The sequence below is a fragment of the Paenibacillus sp. FSL P2-0173 genome (assembly GCF_038008045.1).
GTDB classification, from domain to species: Bacteria; Bacillota; Bacilli; order Paenibacillales; family Paenibacillaceae; genus Paenibacillus; species Paenibacillus polymyxa_B.
Genome location: NZ_JBBOYK010000004.1, coordinates 630,502 through 649,199, shown reverse-complemented (window position 1 = coordinate 649,199; position 18,698 = coordinate 630,502). Strand labels below are relative to the sequence as shown.

The 18,698-nt window shown below is 48.8% G+C and carries 20 protein-coding genes; 11 read left to right on the top strand and 9 right to left on the bottom strand.

The window, feature by feature from the left end:
* The first annotated feature begins 51 nt into the window (after positions 1 to 51).
* Complete coding sequence (locus MKX30_RS22810) at positions 52 to 1,203, top strand: response regulator (protein WP_023986721.1); 1,152 nt, start codon at positions 52 to 54, stop codon at positions 1,201 to 1,203.
* Positions 1,204 to 1,443: 240 nt separating this feature from the next.
* On the top strand, positions 1,444 to 1,596 hold the full coding sequence (locus MKX30_RS22805; RefSeq protein ID WP_167348614.1) for a hypothetical protein: 153 nt from the start codon (positions 1,444 to 1,446) through the stop codon (positions 1,594 to 1,596).
* Between the two features lie 162 nt (positions 1,597 to 1,758).
* On the opposite strand, the gene MKX30_RS22800 is transcribed toward MKX30_RS22805, so the two are convergent.
* Positions 1,759 to 3,528, bottom strand: coding sequence for an alpha-glycosidase (locus MKX30_RS22800; RefSeq protein ID WP_341063564.1), 1,770 nt, complete (start codon positions 3,526 to 3,528; stop codon positions 1,759 to 1,761).
* Positions 3,529 to 3,681: 153 nt separating this feature from the next.
* On the opposite strand from MKX30_RS22800, the gene MKX30_RS22795 reads away from it, so the two are divergent.
* Genes MKX30_RS22795 through MKX30_RS22775 form a run of 5 tightly spaced genes read left to right on the top strand, consistent with a single transcriptional unit; the run spans position 3,682 to position 8,204 of the window.
* Positions 3,682 to 4,356 (top strand): response regulator transcription factor, encoded by a 675-nt coding sequence (locus tag MKX30_RS22795; protein WP_341063604.1) that lies wholly within the window; start codon positions 3,682 to 3,684, stop codon positions 4,354 to 4,356.
* Complete coding sequence (locus MKX30_RS22790; RefSeq protein ID WP_341063563.1) at positions 4,356 to 5,786, top strand: sensor histidine kinase; 1,431 nt, start codon at positions 4,356 to 4,358, stop codon at positions 5,784 to 5,786. The genes MKX30_RS22795 and MKX30_RS22790 overlap by 1 nt, the downstream gene beginning before the upstream one ends.
* A 59-nt stretch (positions 5,787 to 5,845) precedes the next feature.
* The gene (locus MKX30_RS22785; RefSeq protein ID WP_023986725.1) at positions 5,846 to 6,763 is read left to right on the top strand and encodes an ABC transporter ATP-binding protein; all 918 of its coding nucleotides are present in this window, start codon (positions 5,846 to 5,848) and stop codon (positions 6,761 to 6,763) included.
* Positions 6,760 to 7,476 carry an ABC transporter permease gene (locus tag MKX30_RS22780; RefSeq protein WP_023986726.1) on the top strand — a complete coding sequence of 239 codons (717 nt, stop codon included), beginning with the start codon at positions 6,760 to 6,762 and terminating at the stop codon, positions 7,474 to 7,476. The genes MKX30_RS22785 and MKX30_RS22780 overlap by 4 nt, the downstream gene beginning before the upstream one ends.
* Entirely contained in the window at positions 7,476 to 8,204 is a 729-nt protein-coding gene (locus tag MKX30_RS22775; RefSeq protein ID WP_069080457.1) for an ABC transporter permease, read from the top strand. Before MKX30_RS22780 ends, MKX30_RS22775 begins: the two co-directional genes overlap by 1 nt.
* Before the next feature lie 107 nt (positions 8,205 to 8,311).
* Here the strand turns inward: MKX30_RS22775 and MKX30_RS22770 are convergent, their stop codons facing one another.
* The gene (locus MKX30_RS22770) at positions 8,312 to 9,268 is read right to left on the bottom strand and encodes an L-lactate dehydrogenase (RefSeq protein ID WP_023986728.1); all 957 of its coding nucleotides are present in this window, start codon (positions 9,266 to 9,268) and stop codon (positions 8,312 to 8,314) included.
* Between the two features lie 537 nt (positions 9,269 to 9,805).
* On the opposite strand from MKX30_RS22770, the gene MKX30_RS22765 reads away from it, so the two are divergent.
* From MKX30_RS22765 to MKX30_RS22755, 3 genes are all read left to right on the top strand, one after another.
* Positions 9,806 to 10,630 (top strand): MerR family transcriptional regulator, encoded by an 825-nt coding sequence (locus tag MKX30_RS22765; protein ID WP_071559412.1) that lies wholly within the window; start codon positions 9,806 to 9,808, stop codon positions 10,628 to 10,630.
* 142 nt (positions 10,631 to 10,772) lie between these two features.
* Positions 10,773 to 11,594 carry a serine/threonine protein kinase gene (locus MKX30_RS22760; protein ID WP_071559411.1) on the top strand — a complete coding sequence of 274 codons (822 nt, stop codon included), beginning with the start codon at positions 10,773 to 10,775 and terminating at the stop codon, positions 11,592 to 11,594.
* 116 nt (positions 11,595 to 11,710) lie between these two features.
* A complete protein-coding gene (locus MKX30_RS22755; protein ID WP_013369112.1) occupies positions 11,711 to 11,830 on the top strand; it encodes a hypothetical protein in 120 nt (39 codons plus the stop codon).
* Positions 11,831 to 12,009: 179 nt separating this feature from the next.
* Here MKX30_RS22755 and MKX30_RS22750 read toward each other — a convergent pair whose 3' ends face one another.
* The 4 genes from MKX30_RS22750 to MKX30_RS22735 all read right to left on the bottom strand — a co-directional run bounded on the left by MKX30_RS22750 (position 12,010) and on the right by MKX30_RS22735 (position 16,066).
* Entirely contained in the window at positions 12,010 to 12,195 is a 186-nt protein-coding gene (locus MKX30_RS22750; RefSeq protein WP_071559410.1) for a hypothetical protein, read from the bottom strand.
* A gap of 92 nt (positions 12,196 to 12,287) precedes the next feature.
* Positions 12,288 to 13,835, bottom strand: coding sequence for a gluconokinase (gene gntK / locus MKX30_RS22745; protein ID WP_069080454.1), 1,548 nt, complete (start codon positions 13,833 to 13,835; stop codon positions 12,288 to 12,290).
* 41 nt (positions 13,836 to 13,876) lie between these two features.
* The gene (locus MKX30_RS22740) at positions 13,877 to 15,238 is read right to left on the bottom strand and encodes a GntP family permease (RefSeq protein ID WP_069080453.1); all 1,362 of its coding nucleotides are present in this window, start codon (positions 15,236 to 15,238) and stop codon (positions 13,877 to 13,879) included.
* Positions 15,239 to 15,370: 132 nt separating this feature from the next.
* Positions 15,371 to 16,066 carry a GntR family transcriptional regulator gene (locus MKX30_RS22735; protein ID WP_069080452.1) on the bottom strand — a complete coding sequence of 232 codons (696 nt, stop codon included), beginning with the start codon at positions 16,064 to 16,066 and terminating at the stop codon, positions 15,371 to 15,373.
* A gap of 193 nt (positions 16,067 to 16,259) precedes the next feature.
* On the opposite strand from MKX30_RS22735, the gene map reads away from it, so the two are divergent.
* Positions 16,260 to 17,006 (top strand): type I methionyl aminopeptidase, encoded by a 747-nt coding sequence (gene map / locus MKX30_RS22730; RefSeq protein ID WP_023986734.1) that lies wholly within the window; start codon positions 16,260 to 16,262, stop codon positions 17,004 to 17,006.
* Positions 17,007 to 17,324: 318 nt separating this feature from the next.
* On the opposite strand, the gene MKX30_RS22725 is transcribed toward map, so the two are convergent.
* From MKX30_RS22725 to MKX30_RS22715, 3 genes are all read right to left on the bottom strand, one after another.
* Positions 17,325 to 17,822, bottom strand: coding sequence for a CcdC family protein (locus MKX30_RS22725; RefSeq protein WP_023986735.1), 498 nt, complete (start codon positions 17,820 to 17,822; stop codon positions 17,325 to 17,327).
* Positions 17,823 to 17,987: 165 nt separating this feature from the next.
* Complete coding sequence (locus tag MKX30_RS22720; RefSeq protein WP_053324504.1) at positions 17,988 to 18,464, bottom strand: disulfide oxidoreductase; 477 nt, start codon at positions 18,462 to 18,464, stop codon at positions 17,988 to 17,990.
* A complete protein-coding gene (locus MKX30_RS22715) occupies positions 18,448 to 18,600 on the bottom strand; it encodes a hypothetical protein (protein ID WP_023986737.1) in 153 nt (50 codons plus the stop codon). The genes MKX30_RS22720 and MKX30_RS22715 overlap by 17 nt, the downstream gene beginning before the upstream one ends.
* Positions 18,601 to 18,698: the final 98 nt, after the last annotated feature.

The following is an 18,698-nucleotide window of genomic DNA, read 5'->3' as shown; positions in this document are numbered from 1 at the left end:
AAATAGAGCATCATGATGGATGGTTGCAGCAGGAAGGGAGTACAGACACAAATGAAGGCGATTTTGATTGATGATGAGCGGTCGGCATTAACCTACTTGGAACGGTTGCTGGAGGCGGACGGACGGTTAACGGTAATGGGCAAATATACGTCTGCACAAGCAGGGCTGGATCATCTGGCGGTAGAACGTGCGGATATTGTTTTTATAGATATCGGAATGCCAGAGATGAATGGTCTGGAGGCCGCCGAGTGGATTCAACAGCTGGATTCCCATATTCATATCGTCTTTGTGACCGCGTACTCGGAATATGCTATTGAAGCGTTCGAACTGCAAGCACTGGATTACTTGTTAAAGCCCGTTCATGCCCGGCGGCTATCCAAAACGTTAGATCGGATTGCAGCCACGCTGGCTGATCCCCGTTCTTCCAGCTTGGGAGTTGCAGCAGAGCAATCCCCCAAGGTACGTTGTTTTCAAAAGCTTGAAATTTTGGAGGATGGACAGGAAGCCGTAGGAGCGAAACCCTTCAAATGGCGCACATTAAAGTCACAGGAGCTATTTTCCTTTTTACTACACCATGAAGGGGAATGGGTGAGCAAAGAACAATTGCTGGATGCGCTATGGCCTGAATATCATTTGGACAAGGCTGTTGTTCACCTGCACACGTCCATTTACCAAATCCGCAAGGCATTGAAAGAACGGATGCAAGATACGAAGCTGGAATACAATCTGGATCGCTACCGCTTGAACCGCAATGGCTGGATTACAGATGTGGAGCTATTCGAGCGGGGAATATCCGAATGGGCTGCATCCGGTAGCGGCGGTACGCCGCGTATTGAGAGCCTGTTGGCTCTATACCGTGGCAACTATCTGGAGGAGTACGATTACCCGTGGGCGTATGCAAAAAGGGAGAAGCTGCGCAGTATGTATCTGGCATGTGCTTCTGAGCTGGCGAGAGACGAGCTTCGCTCAGGTCGTACCCGGCAGTCTGTTCAGCGCTTACTCAGCCTCCAGCAACGGGAGCCGTACTCAGACGATATCTGCGGTCTGCTGCTGACCGCCTATGCCCAACTGGGCGATTATACCGCTGCTCAAAAGCATTATGAAAGCTTCGTCAGAATACTGGAAGATGAGTTGGGTATTGAGCCGCAGCAGGTGACGCACCAGTTGTACGTGCAATTGAAAACACAGACGCTACCTGCGTAAACTGCTCTACTGGCTCAGGTAGCGCTAAAAAACCGCTTCAAGGTATCTCCTTGGAGCGGTTTTTTGCATGGATGGAAATTTCGTTTTTTTGTGTGAATCACCGAGCCTCTTTTCTCTATGATCCGCTATTCGCCGCTACCTGTTTTCTACAGTGGCATATTCATATAGCATATCTCTTCACGGTTGAGTCGTAATTGAGAGGTTTAAGGAACTCACGTATATATTTAAGGAGGTATTGCATTGGGGAGAACAAGACGAACTGGATTTAAGAATAAAAGAGTTTCGGTGGTCGTCAGACAATCTTCTTCAGCTCAGACAGGACAAGGCGGTAACCCCATTTCGATCAATGCTTCGGATGTTGGGGTAGTAAGAACAGATGTTAAAAATAAATAAACGGCTTGGATAGAAGTTCTTATTCGACGTAAAGAGACCATCAGGAACAAGTAAACATCTTGTTCCCGGTGGTTTCGCTTTTTTTGCCGTATTCGGCAGGTACCTTCATCAGCATCCGCCTATATAGGCGGATGCCTTGCTTCCCGCCTTGACATCGTCCTCTTAAGCAGGATTTACTGACCGAGCAGGTGCTGCCTTCAGTACAGCGTATCCGTAGGGTGGAAGCTTGGCGTGCAACCCCTTCGCTCCTTTGGACAACTGGCTTTCGCCAAAAGCTAATTGCCATTCCTGCTCAGGAATGTCCAGTTCAAAAACGTGATCCTCATCGGAACGATTGAGCAGCACGAGCATTACTTCTTCCTCGCTGCGGCGCTCGTAGGCAAGTGAGGTACCCTCTGGCTGTGCCTCCAGAAAGGTGATGCTTCCCTGATCACGGAGGACAGGGTGCCCCTTACGAAGCGCAATCAACTCGCGGTAAAAGTCGAACAGCTCGCGGTCCTGCTTGTCGGTGTCCCACTCCATACACTTGCGGCAGCCTGGATCGGCATCTCCATCCAGGCCGATCTCATCGCCGTAATAGATGCAGGGTGCGCCCATGTACGTGAACTGGAACAGGGCGGCCAGTCGCATCAGCCGCTTGTCATCCCCGCACAGTGTCAGCAGGCGTGGTGTGTCGTGGCTATCCAGCAGATTGAAGGCAACCTCGGATGCTTGCTGCGGATAGCGGGCCAGCTGTCGTCCGATGGCGAAGGCAAAGCTTTGGGCATCGGTCACTTTCTTGACGAAAAAATCATTCACCGCGTAGGTGAACGGATAATTCATCGTTGCATCGAATTGGTCCCCCTGAAGCCATTCAGACGATTCATTCCACATTTCACCCAAAATGTACGCATCCGGATTGGCCTGCTTGACCGTAGTGCGGAATTCCCGCCAAAAGGCGTGATCCACCTCGTCTGCCACATCCAACCGCCAACCATCGATGCCGATTTCTTCGATCCAATGCTTTGCCACATCCAGCAGGTACTTTTTCACCTCAGGATGTTCGGTGTTCAGCTTGGGCATCATTGGTTCCAGCCCGAATGTATCATAAGTCGGTGTGCCATCCACCACTTCCAGGGGAAGGCTATGTACATGGAACCAGTCCTTGTAAGGTGAGGCATCGCCTTTTTCCTGCACGTCAACGAACGGTTTAAACGTACGCCCTGAATGGTTGAAAACCGCATCAAGCAGCACCCGAATTCCTCGTTCGTGGCAGGCATCGATCAGTTTTTTTAATGTCTTTTTGTCCCCGAAATGCGGGTCCACCTCCATATAATCCTCTGTATCATATTTATGATTGGTCGTTGCCTTGAAGACAGGGGTCATATATATGGCGTTAATCCCTAGCTCGTTCAAGTGATCCAGGTGATCCAGAATCCCCTGTAGATCGCCACCGAAAAAATTGTCTCTTTGTGGCGTTCCGCCCCATGTCTCTGCACCTTCTGGGCTGATGGAGGGGTCACCGTTCGCAAAACGTTCCGGGAAAATCTGATAAAATACAGCATCCTTCACCCATACAGGTGGCTTCAGAATATCAATCGGGTTCAAAAACGGATATTGGAACAGACTGTCTGCGTTTTGAGGTTCCAGGGTGGTGAAGTCGTCCTCGTTCATCCAAATACGTTCCTCACCGTCTTCTAGCAAAAATCCATATTTCAGCCGACGATGAGTAGGTTTTACGCTGCATTCATAGTAATCAAACCTGCCATCGGTAGCGAATTTGGACATCGGGACAAGCTGTCGGGTGCGGTCCCAATCGTATTTATCTCCGGTGAGAGCATGAACGGTATTCAGGTCATTTTTCTTCGCACGTAGCCGTAGAAATATCGTTTCATCATTATAACCAAAAGCCCAATTGCGTTTCGGGTGATGGTATATCGCTTCCAGCAGCATCGGGTAGGCCTCCTTTTTTCACGAGCATTCAAATTTGAATGCTCGTGAAGCGTATGTCGTATAAGGTAGTTATTAACCTTTTTAAGTGGGTCATGTACCATAAATGCTATAATGCCCATTACATAAAAGAAAAACGATAAGTAGGTGCCCATGATGAAAACAAATGTGTTATACATCGAAGATGACCAGGATATTGGTGCTTGGACGCATCAGTATTTGGAAGAGCGGAATTACGCTGTAGTATGGCTTCGCAGCGGGGAGGGGGCTGTGGAAGCAGCCCGTACGTGCCAACTCGTGATTTTGGATGTGATGTTACCCGGTCTGGATGGATTCACCATGGGGAAGCGGCTCAAAAAAGAGTACCCGGAGCTTCCCATTCTCATGTTGTCTGCCCGTACATCCATTGACGATAAGCTGCAAGGACTGGATTTCGCCGACGATTATGTAACCAAGCCCTTTCACCCGGACGAGCTCATAGCACGTATGGAGATTTTGCTGCGCCGATCGGGAACCGTGCCGGAAGAATCCTTACAACTGGGGCATCTCTCTGTCTTCTCTCCTGATAACCGTATTATGAACCGTGATACCGGGGAGGAAATTACACTGACAGGCAAGCAATATCACATTTTTGCTTATTTGCTGCGGCATTTGGGCCAAATTATGACAAAAGAGCAAATGTATGAAGCAGTGTGGGGGGACCCATATATTGACGGAGACAAAACTTTAATGGTCCACATCCGACACCTTCGCGAAAAGCTGGAGATTGATCCTGCGGCACCCCGCATCATTGAGACGATCCGTGGTGTAGGATATCGGGTGAAAGCATAATGAGCAGGACGCGCAAGGATTGGAGGAGGCTACACCCCAGCTCTAGGCCGGGTCAGGGAGGTCGGTTTCGCAGTTCACTGTTGTTCCGTTATCTGGTCATTATTGTGGTTGCTATGATGCTGTTGCCCATTGTGTTGCCTGTTACAGCCTTGATATATAGCGTGTTATTGAATTGGGGGGCGGAGCTCAAGCCTAAAAACGCTTACTATCCCTCTGCTACCCATACTGAAAATAGCTGGCATCGCGAAGCTGTAGCCTTGAAGGGAGCCGCACCAGAGCAAATCTCAGCCCATCTGCGCAAAATACAACAAGATATGTTCCCTAAATCACAAATATTTTGGGTGGATACCGCAGGTAGAACAAGGTTGGAGTTACCGACACAACCTAACATGCCAAAACAATGGAACGCTGCGCAGGCTATAGCTTTTATGAAGCAAGCAAGCTATGAGGGGCCGTTTACGGTAGTAGCCTTTATTGGCGGGGGCAAGAATGATGTGAATCAGGGCTATATGGTGTTAAAAGTGCCTCGTTCGTTCTTTGAACAGCCACCTACAGATAGTAGCATGTTGATGTACTATCTCTTTTTTATCGTATTGATTCTGGGCACTTTTATATTCGTATCTCTTCTGTTTTTTGGAGGCATTCGGCGAAGACTGTTGCAGCTTCAGGCCGCCATGTCGCAGCGAGGAGAGGATGGCTTGCCTATTCTTGTTACCACTGGACGCCCGGATGAAATCGGCAAGCTGGAGGAAGCATTTAATCAGATGGTTGAGCAGTTGGCCGAGAGTCGGGGACGTGAGCGTCAGGAGGAAGAGCTGCGGAAGAGACTGGTCGCGGATCTGTCACACGATATTCGAACGCCGCTTACGGTCGTGCGTAGCCATCTGTATACACTAGATGGTGAAAATCTGAGCAGCCGAGGGAAACAGTCGATTACACTGATGGAAAACAAGCTAAAAGACCTTGGGAGTCTGATCGACAATCTGCTCACCTATAATCTGCTAGCTAGTGGAAAATACACTATGAATAACACACCACGTGATATCCTGCGGCTAGTGCGGGAGTGTGTAGCCAGCTGGTATCCGGTGTGGGAAAAGGAGGGCTTTGAAGTGGATATCGACCTGCCCGAACATAGCATGGTGTGGAATGTCGATGAGCAAGGCTTCCGTCGTCTGCTGGACAATCTCTTTCAAAATGTAGTTCGCCATGCTGCCTCAGGCCGATATATCGGTGTTCAAGTACAGAAAGATAATGGGACAGAGGCATTGGTTATCACAGATAAAGGGCCCGGTATGGAGCAACAGTCCAGTGAAAAAGGGGCAGGGATTGGTTTGGCGATTACAGAACTGCTGGCTCGCGAAATGAATTTGGAGAGGGAGATTTTCAGTTCATCAGCCGGGACAAAAATTCGTTTTTTAAACAAAACTTAAACTCAGAGTTCCCTTGGCTTTAAACTTGGCACGTTACGATAGGTGTCGAGGTGAGGAACTTGAACGAATACATTATTGAAACGAACAGTCTCAGCAAAATATACAAAGGCCGCGCGGCGGTTAATCAGCTGGACCTGAAAATAGCTCGAGGAGATATTTACGGATTTCTGGGTCCCAATGGAGCGGGGAAAACGACAACGATCCGCATGCTGCTTGGACTTATTCGCCCAACTCGAGGAACGATCCGTATATTCGGCAAAGATATTCGCAGACATAAGCTCGATATCTTGCGTAAAGTCGGCTCGTTGGTGGAGTATCCTTCGTATTATGGTCATTTGAACGCAATTGAAAATCTGGAGGCCATTCGCCGTATTTTGAATGTACCCAAGCAAAACATTGCCGAAGTGTTGGAGGTCGTCCGACTGACCAAGCATGCCAAACGTCCAGTCAAAGGCTACTCCCTGGGTATGAAGCAGAGACTTGGCATTGCAGCAGCCCTGCTTGGGAATCCCGAAGTGCTCATTTTGGATGAGCCTACGAATGGTTTGGACCCGGAGGGTATTCAGGAAATGCGCACATTGATTCAGGCGATGCCCAAGCAACGGGGGATCACCGTGCTGGTATCCAGCCATCTGTTGAGCGAGGTAGAGCATATGGCGAATACCGTGGGTATTATCCGAGAAGGAGAGCTTGTTTTTCAAAACACGATTCATAATCTCCGTCAGGAATCGGCAGGCGGAATTCGGATCGTAGTGTCGGAACCGGAAGCAGCCCAGTTGATTGCGCGTGAGCAGGGCTACCATTCAGTGAAGGACGGATCGGCGCTGGATTTCGAGAACATGAATGATGCGGCTGTTGCGCTGCTGGTCAGAAGATTGGTCGAAAATACGCATGCCGTATACCGTGTGGAGGAACGCCGCAAATCGCTGGAGGATATGTTCATGCAAGTGGTGGGCAAAGGAGGAACTTCCTTATGATGCTGCGGGCGCTCACGGCGGATCTGCTCAAAGCACGCAGAAAGGGAATCTGGTTCCTGGTGTTTCTCGGTCCCCTTGGGCTGGTGGCGATGCAGGCGCTGAACTTTGGACTCCGCTATGACTATCTGATTCCGCGATACAAGGGCCATTTGTGGGAATCCTTGATGGATAACATCGCTATGTTTGTCCCCCTTGCGCTGGTGTTAGGAGCCACTATGGTCGCTTCCATGTTGGCGAATGTGGAGCATATGTCTAATTCCTGGAAGCAGCTACTGGCCTTGCCGATTTCCAAATTCAGCGTCTATATGGCCAAGCTGACGCTGGCGATCGGGATGCTGTGTGTGTCCTGTGTACTCCTGACGGTAGGGACGTGGGTGTTGGGCATGCTACTCGGCTTCGGAGGAGAGCCGGCGCCGATTGGAGAATTACTGCGGCTTGGATTTTGGCCTTTAGGCGGCACGCTGCCTATGCTCGTATTATTGTTGTGGTTAACGGTCACGTTCCATAATCAGGCTCTGCCTGTAACACTGGGCATTACGTTAGGCATCGGCAGCTTGTTTGCTTCACAGCTGTCCGAATGGTTTCCGTTGGCCTGGCCTCAATTCGCATGGGTTGCACCTCAAGCGTGGATGTTTGCGTCCGTCGGGTGCGGAACGGGTGTGCTTCTGAGCCTGCTGACAGCGGCCCATTTTAGCCGAAAGGATGTGGCGTAATGTTCGGAGGATATGTACGGCTGCTTTCTGTTGAACGTATGAAAATGGCGAAATCGCCCGTCTGGCTCCTTGCGCTCGTCAGCCCGGCGATTGCCGTCCTGATTGGTTTGCTGGCAAACCCGGGAGGGAATTGGCAGGTGTTGTTGTCTGCCATGCTTACAGTTCATGCGCTGCTGTTCATGCCGATGCTGACCGCCGTATTTGCATCTCTGGTCTGCCGATTCGAGCATGGGGGCGGCGGTTGGAAGCAGCTGATGTCATTGCCATTGTCCCGCACGAGTCTGTATGCGGCCAAGCTGACCATCATTATGGCTATGGTCGGATTGACCCAGCTACTGTTCGGAGGAGCGTTGCTGGGTGTTGGAGCTGTGCAGGGTATGAACGGACCGATTCCATGGGCCGTGATCGCTCAAAGTTTGCTCGCCGGCTGGGTAGCCTGCCTGCCGCTGGCTGCGTTGCAGTTGATGGTGTCCTTCCTGTGGTCCAGCTTTGCTGCACCGCTTGCGTTGAATTTCGTCTTCACCGTGCCAAATATTCTGGTCGCCAATTCTCAAACCTACGGTCCGTACTATCCATGGACACAGCCTTTATTGGCGATGATGCCGAGTGGAAGAGACAACTTTGGGGCGTTCATGGTGCCAACTGACACACTGTTGATGGTTATAATGGGTAGCTTTGTCGTATTTACGTTGGCGGGACTGACAGTATTTCGTTATAAAGAGATATAGTGCGGAATACGAGGACTGCAAAAAGCTCCTTATCCTAAATTAGGGTAAGGAGCTTTTTTTGCTGTGCTACAGGTTCGTGTTCTGAATAAGATGCTTACTCTATTGGTTTACACTAGGCCTGAAATGGCACGAATATTATTGCTGATAAGGTGGCAAGAGGCGTCGAACTTCGCTTGTTCCTCCGGACTTAGCTCCAGCTCGATGACCTCTTGAATTCCTCTGCTGCCGATAATCGCCGGAACGCCCGTGCAGACATCGGTGTGTCCGTACTCGCCGTCCAATACAGCAGAGACCGCTATAATTTTACCATCATCATTTAAAATGGAACGAGTAATGTACGCCAGCGCATTGGCAATACCAAAATAAGTGGCCCCTTTGCGGGTGAAGATCTCCCAGCCTGCATCCCGAGTTTTACGGGCAATGTCGTCCAGATCGACGTGGCTGAATCGTTCCTTATGCTGACGCAAAATGTGCAAGAGTGGCTTACCACCAATCGTGACGTGTGACCAGGCAACGAATTGGGATTCGCCATGCTCGCCAAGCGCATATCCTTGTACGCTGCGCGGATCTATGGAAAACACCTCAGAAAGCAACGTCTTGAGTCGGGATGAGTCAATGGAGGTGCCCGTGCCGATCACCTTGTTGCGCGGCAGACCGGATATACTTTGTACCATATACGTTACAATGTCGACAGGATTAGCGGCAATGACGAATATACCGTCGAAACCACCCTCCATAATCGCTGTTACAATCTCTCTGGTAATAAGCACTGCGTCATCCAGCACAGATAGGCGGTCTTGACCCGGTTTAGGGTTGGCTCCAGCCGTTATAATCACAACGTCCATATCCGTGCAGTCTGCATACGTGCCTGCACGTACCTTGGTACGTGTGGACGTAAAATCCATACAATGGGACAGATCCAGTGCATGGGCCAAAGCCCGATCATACGTGCGGTCAATCATCATGATCTCATCACAAATGGACTGATTAACCATTGAGTAGGCACAGCTCGAACCGACCATTCCCGCGCCGACAATAGCTACTTTCCTTGCCTTCCCCTTCATCTATGTTGCCTCCTCGTTCCAGCGAACGTTAATATGCTACAAATTATGCCTGAAATCCATTTTACGTTACATAACATAACATATTGCTGATCTTTTGAAAATATCCATTTTTTTGTCTCCATTCTGGAAAATTAAAAATGAACTGTAAATAGAGGTGTCTTTCTAGGATTAATTGTAGAATGAACGTAAATTATCAATACTTTTACTGGAAGGTAGGAGAGGACGTTTCAATTTATATTTAAGGTGACCGCTGTATAAATTATAACATGGACCATGTTGATGGAAGGAATGGTGCCATAGAAATCATGAAAGTGTGACATTTATGTGACGCTCTTTAAAGAGTCTGAAGGGTACATAAAACGAAAGTATTCTCTTACAATGTCGTTTCTTGTATTTCTACAAATATTCCGTTATGACAAAGGTTCTTAGCAGTCTGCAATATTAGAACATTTTTGCCAAAGGGTTTCCAATGGATTTCGCGAATTCTACATATACAAGCTAATTTCTTTCCATACCATCCGGGGAGGTAATGATTAAATGGAAGAAAGCAAATCGACGACGGAAGCAGCAAAGCAGTTGGGAATCGGGGCGAGTACCCTTCGTAAATATGCAGCGGCGCTGGAGGAGCAAGGGTATGTGTTTCAGCGTTCCGCGAATCAATCGAGAATGTTCAGTGCTGAGGATGTTGAGTGCTTGAAGGTGATGCGGTGGGCATTGCGTGAACAGCATATGACGATGGAGCAGGCGGTTCAGGTGGTGCTTGAGAGAGTGACCGCTCCCTTTCAAATGGAGGATGAGGAATTCCGCTTGCCACCCATCTCGGATGCTGAGTCACTGACCGCAACCTGGGAAGAAATAATGGCGGCGGCTGAGGGCAGGGAAGAGACGGTCATGCAGGCGCAAGCTGCTGCTACGGTTGAACTGACAGAGTTACAGGATGAAATGAATGCTCAGGAACTGTCAGAGGAACCCATGATGCAGCTACAGTCGCAGGAGGAGTTCCAGACTTTGGCATCTACCATTGAGTATAGATTGGAGCAAGCACCTGTATCCGTACAAACGCAGGAGTCCGTAGAGCCACAGGAACTGGCGCAGATGCAGGACATGGTGCAAAACGCTTTGTTGGAAATGCGGAGCCGTTTGGAGGAGTTGGAAGCAGAGCACAGCCGTTTGGTGGAAAAGAATATCAACCTGTCTAACCAACTGGAGGATCAAAAACGCTGGATGAAAGAAAGGATCGATGAGGAACGGGACCGGCAGTTAATTACGAATTTGCGTACCTACCAGGGCAGGCAACGAAAATCGCGCAGTTCGTTGTTGTCCTGGCTTGGTCTGACACCGCGCAGACGCAGAGAGGCATAACCAGCATCTTTTCTGATAAAGACCATCAGACCTTCCCGGTTCTGATGGTCTTTTATCGTGGATGGTATAATAACGGAATACAAGAATACGAACAAGCCGCATAAGAAACGTTGCTGCGGCATGTAGAGGAAAGGATATAAGTATGTTTGCTTGGTTGCGGAACGCATTTGAATCATGGATGGATTATCCGAAACAGCCTGGTGACTTGCTGAGCGGACGTTATGATGTTTGTTCGCTTTTAGGCATGGGGAGCTATGGTCTGACCTATCTCTGTTTGGATCGGCACAGCGGACAAGAGGTGGCGGTGAAATTGCCCAGACCGAGCAAACGGACGAAGGCAGTTCAGCTATTGCAGCGAGAGGCTCATATTATGCGGCAGATGGAACACCCCAATATTCCGAAGCTACTCGAAAGTGTCGAGCATTCGAACGGAATAGTTGTGGTCATGGAATACATCTCTGGCATGACGCTAGAGGAGCTTATATTTGAACAGGAGCGTTCCTTTACAGAACAGGAATGCGTTGTCTACATTTTGGAGTTAATGGAGCGAGTTCTGCATGTGCATGAACGGGGCTATATCCATCGGGATATCCGCATTCCCAATGTGATTCACCGCGAGGGGAAGCCTTACCTGATCGACTTTGGTCTTGCTCTGGCGATGGGAGAGCGACAGGAAGATGTATTTACCGAATCCATGCTGGAAAAGCGCGCACCCGAGCGACAAGATGTCGCCGTCTACAGCGATTTGTACGATGTCGGACATTTAATGCTTTTTATGCTGTATAGCAGTTACGAGCCTCAGCCAGATCAACCGCCAGCAAGCTGGCAGGAAGAATTGAAACTGAGTTCACCTGTGCGTCAAATGCTGGAGCGTCTTTTTCAGATTCGGCCACGTTATGAGAATAGCCGACAGTTTATGCAAGATCTGGAGGAAGCATTGTTGCTGCTTGAGGTTGACCCATAACGTTAGTCCCTAAAAATAAACAGGCATTCGCCGCAAAAATGGGGGAATGCCCCCCTTACGCATTTGACCAGGTCTACATACAATGATTCTGTAAATGAGCGAAGGGAGTGTTGTAAATGAGTCATATGTGTGGAGTAGGCGGTATGGGTTGCGGCGTAGGAGCATGGACCTCTGTAGGAGCGATTCTTGTTCTGTTTATTTTGCTGGTGATCATCTCTAAAACCCTGTTTCTGTAATTTCGGTCATAACCGATTTCCTGTAAAATGCACAGATGTTGCCCTGCATAACGAAGGGCGCACAACAATAAAGCGAAGGCCCTTGAGATGAGAAGGGTCTTCGCTTTATAGGGTTTGAAGGAGCCTGTGGCATGCTTCTTGTGGTACGCTCTATTCCGTCGCTACTTCTTGTTGTTTGGCTAAGAACTGGAGTAATGACGGCGTTTATCCTTGTAATATCGGTGCCCATTGTGGCTATTCTTGTAACCGTCTGAAGAAGAATGGTGTTTACGTTCACGTTCGTAATAACGGTCTGAGCTGCTGTATCGCCGCTTATGAGAATGAGAGGTGGAATGTAGCAGGCGGTGCAGTAATTGTTTAAGCATCGTCTAATCCTCCTTCTTACCCTGCCCAACTGACATAGACAGGTTTTTATAAAAAGGTAATACGCAGCAGCGTTAGAACAGGTTCCACTAATTTAAGATTGTAGGGACTTGGCCTGAAATTCCGCAATATCCTTGAACTCTTCTTCGAATTTACGTGAAATGCGGATATAAATCGGTAGTAAATCGCGATAAATATCCACGTGTTCTGCTACAGGTTTGTGCTGGTGAGTGGTACCGATCATACCGGACACAGCATCCAGCGAATCAATCCGTCCCAGCGCGTACAAGCCCAGAATAGCTGCGCCCAGACATGAGCTTTCCAGACTTTCGGGGATAATGACTTCCTGATCGAAAATATCCGCCATGAGCTGTCTCCATAGCTCCGAGCGTGCAAATCCACCAGTGGCGTGAATGACTGACGGTCTGTCGATGACTTCTTCCATGGCGAGCATGACGGTATACAAATTGAACAGCACACCCTCCAGAGCGGCGCGAATCATATGCTCTTTTTTGTGACGCAGGGACAGACCGAAGAAGGAGCCGCGAGCATTTGGGTCCCACAGGGGCGCACGTTCACCGGATAAGTATGGAAGAAAGAGCAGACCGTCGGAGCCAGGACGTACCTGTTCCGCAATTTGGGTCAGCACATGATATGGATCAAGTCCCAGTCGTTTGGCCGTTTCCACCTCGGAGGCTGCAAATTCATCCCGGATCCAGCGGAAGACTATACCTCCATTGTTCACCGGGCCGCCGATGACCCACAGCTTTTCGGTTAAGGCGTAACAGAAAAAGCGCCCTTTGGCATCCGTGAGCGGCTTATCAACTACGGTACGGATGGCTCCGCTGGTGCCGATGGTAACAGCGACAACTCCAGGTTTGATCGCATTCACACCGAGGTTGGACAAGACACCGTCGCTGGCCCCGATCACAAAAGGAGTCGTCTTCAGTAGGCCCATGTCATGCGCATAGGTCTCATCCAGCCCTTTGAGCACATGCGTTGTCGGCACCAGCTCGGATAGCTGCTCCTTCGTCACACCTGCAAGGTGCAGCGCTTCCTCGTCCCAATCCAGCTGCTGCAAATTCATGAGTCCGGTAGCGGAGGCAATCGAGTGATCCACGACATATTGGTGGAACAACCGAGCAAAGACGTACTCCTTAATGGAAATGAATTTATACGTCTGGGCCGCAACATCCGGTAAATCCCGTGTAATCCACATCAGTTTCGTTAGCGGTGACATGGGATGAATGGGCGTTCCGGTACGTAAGTAAATGTCGTGTCCGTTGTATTCATGTTTGAGCGCTTCGGCCCATTTGGCGCTACGGTTATCTGCCCAAGTGATGGAGGCGGTCAGCGGTTTGCCGTTCTTATCCACCGCCAGTACACTGTGCATGGCCGAACTAAAGGAGACGAACAGCACATGCTCGGCTGACACTCCGCTTTGTTTCATGACCTCTTGCACCGTCGTCACGACAGCTTTGAAAATATCTTCCGGGTCCTGTTCTGCCGCATCCGGCTCAGGTGTATGGAGCGGATAGCCCACATGGTGCTGGGCGGCAATATTGCCGTTTTCTTCAAAAAGCACCGCTTTGGTACTGGTCGTACCGATATCGACGCCGATCATATATCGGGTGTCTGTCATATTCAATCTCCCCTTCACTTACCGTTATTAGCTCATTATCGTTAAATTAACACACTCAGCAGCATAATCAAACCGAAAGCGACCAGGGAGAGGATGGTTTCCATAACGGTCCATGATTTTAGAGTCTGCGGAACCGTCATATTGAAAAACTCTTTAATCATCCAAAAACCGGCGTCATTCACATGAGACAAGATCAGCGACCCGGCTCCTGTAGCAAGGACGACCAGTTCGACATTCGCGCCGGGAGTAAGTGCCAGCACAGGTGCGACAATACCGGAGCCTGTCGTCATCGCGACTGTCGCTGATCCAGTGGCTATACGAATGAGCGCAGCGACCAGAAAAGCAAATACAATCACATTCATATGGGCTCCTGTAGCGACCGCTGCAATGGCCTGACCTACACCACTGTCGATCAATACCGTTTTAAATGCACCGCCGCTCCCGATAATTAAGATAATAGAGGCTGTTGGTGCCAGACATTCACTGGTAAAACGGGACAAATCCTCTTTCTTTAGACCACGTGCATAGCCTAGCGAGAAAAAAGAAAACACGGCCGCAATCAGCAATGCCATAACCTCATCACCAATGAATTTGAAAAATACAGTGAGCGGATGTGTATTGGCCGGGTCTACGATTTCAGCGACTGATCCGCTAAGCATTAGAATAACAGGCAACAAAATGGTGAACAGAGTAATCCAAAAAGGAGGCAGCGACCGTCCCGTCGTATTTCTGAACTGCTCGTCCAGCCTCTCGGAAGGTCTGACCATGATTCTTTTGCCGATCCAAGCGCCGAAGACCGGGCCCGCAATAATGGCGGATGGGATGCCCACGATGAGTGCATATCCTATCGTGCGTCCAATATTGGCGTTAAAGGCTTCAATCGCGATCATCGGAGCCGGGTGGGGTGGCAAAAGGCCGTGTACCGTCGATAGTCCTGCCAGCATCGGAATACCGATTTTCAGCAGAGACATATTCATTTTACGGGCAACCGTGAACAGAATGGGAATTAATAAAATAATACCAACCTCAAAAAATACTGGAATACCCACGATAAAGCCTACGATCATCATCGCCCAATGAACGCGTTTTTCACCAAAACGATCCATCAGTGTGGTCGCGATGCGTTCGGCACCGCCGGATTCTGCCATCATTTTACCGAGCATGGTGCCTAAACCGATCACGATGGCGATGGAGCCGAGCGTACTGCCGAGCCCCTTGGTGATGGAGGCAGTAACTTCATGTCCCGGCATCCCGTTAACCAGTCCGAGAAATACCGACGAAAGCAGCAGTGAAACGAAGGGATTCCATTTGAATTTGGCAATCAGCAAAATCAAAAGAATGACGGTAACTAGCGCCCATATGAGCAGGGACGCGTTATGGCTCAAGCCGAATAATGTGTTCATGAAGGTATGCCTCCTTATTCATATATGTGTAGCTAAATGTATACTTGTCGACAACTTTAATGTAAAAGAGAACCGCGCCAGCAAGAAACGCATGAAGCGCGGTACATCGGCTCTTTGTCACGCATGTTGCGGCTAGGACGATGTCTTTCTGTAGGGAGACAGGACGCTGTCGTTAACCGCGTTGCGGGTATCTCGGTAATGATCCTCAATAAATCCCGACAACTCTTGAGCATTCCCTTGACTTAAAGCGTTTGCAAAGGTTCGATGTTTGTGAATCGTGACTTGTGATTCTTCGATGTTGGACGCAAATCGTTGTTCTGTCGCAGCTAACATGACCGTCAGGATTAACTGTCTCATACCGTTCCAGGTATGAAGAATACGGGTATGGCCTGCTTCCAGAACCAGAGCCTCATGAAAATTAAAATCCTGAAGAGAAAATTCAACAACATCTCTGTACTTGAGAGCGACTTCCATTTTGTCAATCATCTGATTCAGAACAGTCACCAATGTGGCATTATCACTATGTACATACCTTTGTACAACAAAATGCTCAATCAGCATTCGCACATCGAATAGCTCCTCCATATCACCGGGTGTCATGCCGACGACAACCGCCCCCATGCGCTCCAAACGGATCAGTCCTTCGCCCGAGAGTGCCTTCAAGGCTTCACGCACCGGAGAACGACTGGTACCAAAATCGGCACCAATCTGATTCTCAGATAGCACAGTACCTGGCGTCTGAATGCCCCGTATAATCTGAAGCCGGAGTTCACAAGCAATCCTTTCCCCAAGCGATGCGCCCTGTAACCAGGTTGTTGGATATTTCATAGGATACTCCTATCTTGGAAATAATTTTGCATACTGGTATACAAGTTATGGAGTATTATATACCCCGTTTAAGATCCTTGTAAACGGTGTCAGTTGACATCGGTTCCATTTCGCTGCTTTTAGCGTTACAATAGAAGCAGAAAAAAGAAGCAGTGAAAAGTGGAACGAACACGGAAAAGAAGGAGACCGTTTAATGATTATCATTAAAACCAAAGAACAAATTGAAAATATGAAAAAAGCTGGAGACATTTTGGCTGCTTGCCACCGGGAAATTGCCAAAATGATCAAGCCAGGCATTACGACACTGGAAATCGACGCTTTCGCAGAATCCTTTATGAAGAAGCATGGCGCAACACCGGAGCAAAAGGGCTATAACGGCTACCAGTTTGCAACATGTGGCTCACCTAACGATGTGATTTGCCACGGCTTTCCGAATAAGACACCGTTGAAGGACGGGGACATCGTGACGATCGACATGGTTGTGAATCTGAATGGCTGGCTGGCAGATTCCGCTTGGTCGTATGCGGTAGGTAATGTGTCTGAGCAGGCGCAAAAGCTGCTGGACGTTACCAAGGAATCACTGTATAAAGGGATTGAGCAAGCTGTTATCGGTAACCGGATCGGAGATATTTCCCATGCGATACAAACCTATGCGGAAGCGGAAGGCTTCTCGGTCGTACGCGAATTTATTGGGCACGGCATCGGGGAAGAGATGCATGAGCAACCGCAGGTTCCACATTACGGACCGCCGCACCGTGGACCACGCTTAAAAGAGGGCATGGTCATTACAATTGAGCCGATGCTCAACACAGGCACATACCGCAGTAAAATTGACGCGGACGGCTGGACCGCACGTACGTTGGACGGCGGCTTGTCTGCGCAATACGAGCATACGCTGGCCATTACAGCAGATGGTCCGATTATTTTGACCCAGCAATAAAGCAGGCATCCATCGGTAGCATACAGACTAACGGGTTGAATGAGCTAGACATGTTACAGAAAAAGGGGCTGTCCAGAGGACGGTCTCCTTTGCTATAAGCATCCGCTGCATGTCCGTTCCAGTCCCAGGCATGTTCAGGCAGATCGAATGCTGTACACTGCGAAGACAGAGGGACGCAATCGAGTAGCTCCTTTTTCCGGAATGCATAATGTAGACCTGATAGACCAAAAAGACCAAAAAGACACGGCTCCTGTTAGGAGAACGTGTCTTTTTGGTCTATACAGCAACATGCGAGCATGCATGTTAAAAACCTGTTTGTCAGATGCGAACTTCCGCCTCGTTCGGAACGAACTGACGATATTGGAAATACATACGAAGCCGCCAGTGTAACAAGGTCCCGAAGGCTAGGATGAAAAATAGCCCTGCTGTCTGCGGAATGGTAATGTAATGCTGAATAAATTCATGCAACAGCAATCGGATGATCAGCAGGCTGATCAGGATAAAAAAGAAGGTACGTGAGCGTTGCACGAAAACCAGCCCTTCTTGCAATTCAAATTTGGTGCTGCGGATCAACGGGTAAGAAAAAATAAACCAGCCGACCAGAAAAGCGCCTAGCGCCCAAAGCCAGGGAACCCGTACTTCCGGCACCACAAACATCATAAAACCGGTGCTCATGCCGAGCGGTGGGATGATGATTTTTTTGGCATTAATCGGGCGATGACCTGTCTTCATACGGATGAAAATAGCCGATATAGCGATTAAGATCATACCGAAGGTTGCGCCATATTGCAGCAATGGGGTGCTAATATGAAACATGGACTGGCCCCCTCTATAAGGAATATAAGCGTTATTGGACAGACTGCAAACCTTTTACATTATAGCACATATGCAATGGATATATTTAGTTACAGTCTTTCCTTGGGCAAGCGGATTATACGCCTCTTGGTGGTAACGGGTCCTATAATTAGGTCTCTTTCATACTTATGCGAGTTCCTTTGCTTGTACCTCTCCTTGAGCTGATTTTTTCTCCTGACGCATGATATAACCCATGGCTGCAATAATAAGGATAAAGGCGATCAGTGCGAGAAAAGGAATGGTGATAAAATCGAACCAGTTCAGGTAATCCTGTTCACAGGATACTCTGCCGCAGGAAGTTGAAGTTTGCGCAGCTGCTTTGGCGGCTGCATGGATGCGCTGAATGATAAAATGATAGGCCGAAATCGCGCCTCCAATGATAGCCAACGGCATGACGTAACGACGTATCCCCGAATCTCCTCGAAAATATGCAATTCCGAGCAGAAGGGTCAGGGGATACATCAGAATGCGCTGAAACCAGCACAGCTTACAAGGCTCATACCCCAAAATCTCGCTGAGATACAGACTGCCCAAAGTTGCCACACAAGCTACAACCCAGGCGGCAAACAAAGCAATATCCGTTTTTTTAAACGATCCAATCATAGTAACGCTCCTTTTTTAATTCAAATGAGAACAAAATGAACTCACCCGTGTCTTGTCCCATCGGCAGGCATATGCCGATATGCATGTCTTTATCCGTATTGTACTGTATTTTGAGTGCAGGGTCATACTTAAACATATTGACATCATTCACTATCATTTTTATAATTGCAGTAGTTTGGGAAGTTAATGAGGATTCAAGTTAGATATATATTAAGAAATTAGGAGAGTGCCTAG

Excerpts from the sequence above, each read along its gene's own strand:
- MKX30_RS22810 (WP_023986721.1), top strand. The coding sequence starts at position 52 with ATGAAGGCGATTTTGATTGATGATGAGCGGTCGGCATTAACCTACTTG.
- MKX30_RS22800 (WP_341063564.1), bottom strand. The coding sequence starts at position 3,528 with ATGCTGCTGGAAGCGATATACCATCACCCGAAACGCAATTGGGCTTTT.
- MKX30_RS22795 (WP_341063604.1), top strand. The coding sequence starts at position 3,682 with ATGAAAACAAATGTGTTATACATCGAAGATGACCAGGATATTGGTGCT.
- MKX30_RS22790 (WP_341063563.1), top strand. The coding sequence starts at position 4,356 with ATGAGCAGGACGCGCAAGGATTGGAGGAGGCTACACCCCAGCTCTAGG.
- MKX30_RS22780 (WP_023986726.1), top strand. The coding sequence starts at position 6,760 with ATGATGCTGCGGGCGCTCACGGCGGATCTGCTCAAAGCACGCAGAAAG.
- MKX30_RS22775 (WP_069080457.1), top strand. The coding sequence starts at position 7,476 with ATGTTCGGAGGATATGTACGGCTGCTTTCTGTTGAACGTATGAAAATG.
- MKX30_RS22770 (WP_023986728.1), bottom strand. The coding sequence starts at position 9,268 with ATGAAGGGGAAGGCAAGGAAAGTAGCTATTGTCGGCGCGGGAATGGTC.
- MKX30_RS22765 (WP_071559412.1), top strand. The coding sequence starts at position 9,806 with ATGGAAGAAAGCAAATCGACGACGGAAGCAGCAAAGCAGTTGGGAATC.
- MKX30_RS22760 (WP_071559411.1), top strand. The coding sequence starts at position 10,773 with ATGTTTGCTTGGTTGCGGAACGCATTTGAATCATGGATGGATTATCCG.
- MKX30_RS22755 (WP_013369112.1), top strand. The coding sequence starts at position 11,711 with ATGAGTCATATGTGTGGAGTAGGCGGTATGGGTTGCGGCGTAGGAGCA.
- MKX30_RS22750 (WP_071559410.1), bottom strand. The coding sequence starts at position 12,195 with ATGCTTAAACAATTACTGCACCGCCTGCTACATTCCACCTCTCATTCT.
- gntK (WP_069080454.1), bottom strand. The coding sequence starts at position 13,835 with ATGACAGACACCCGATATATGATCGGCGTCGATATCGGTACGACCAGT.
- MKX30_RS22740 (WP_069080453.1), bottom strand. The coding sequence starts at position 15,238 with ATGAACACATTATTCGGCTTGAGCCATAACGCGTCCCTGCTCATATGG.
- MKX30_RS22735 (WP_069080452.1), bottom strand. The coding sequence starts at position 16,066 with ATGAAATATCCAACAACCTGGTTACAGGGCGCATCGCTTGGGGAAAGG.
- map (WP_023986734.1), top strand. The coding sequence starts at position 16,260 with ATGATTATCATTAAAACCAAAGAACAAATTGAAAATATGAAAAAAGCT.
- MKX30_RS22725 (WP_023986735.1), bottom strand. The coding sequence starts at position 17,822 with ATGTTTCATATTAGCACCCCATTGCTGCAATATGGCGCAACCTTCGGT.
- MKX30_RS22720 (WP_053324504.1), bottom strand. The coding sequence starts at position 18,464 with ATGATTGGATCGTTTAAAAAAACGGATATTGCTTTGTTTGCCGCCTGG.
- MKX30_RS22715 (WP_023986737.1), bottom strand. The coding sequence starts at position 18,600 with ATGTTTAAGTATGACCCTGCACTCAAAATACAGTACAATACGGATAAA.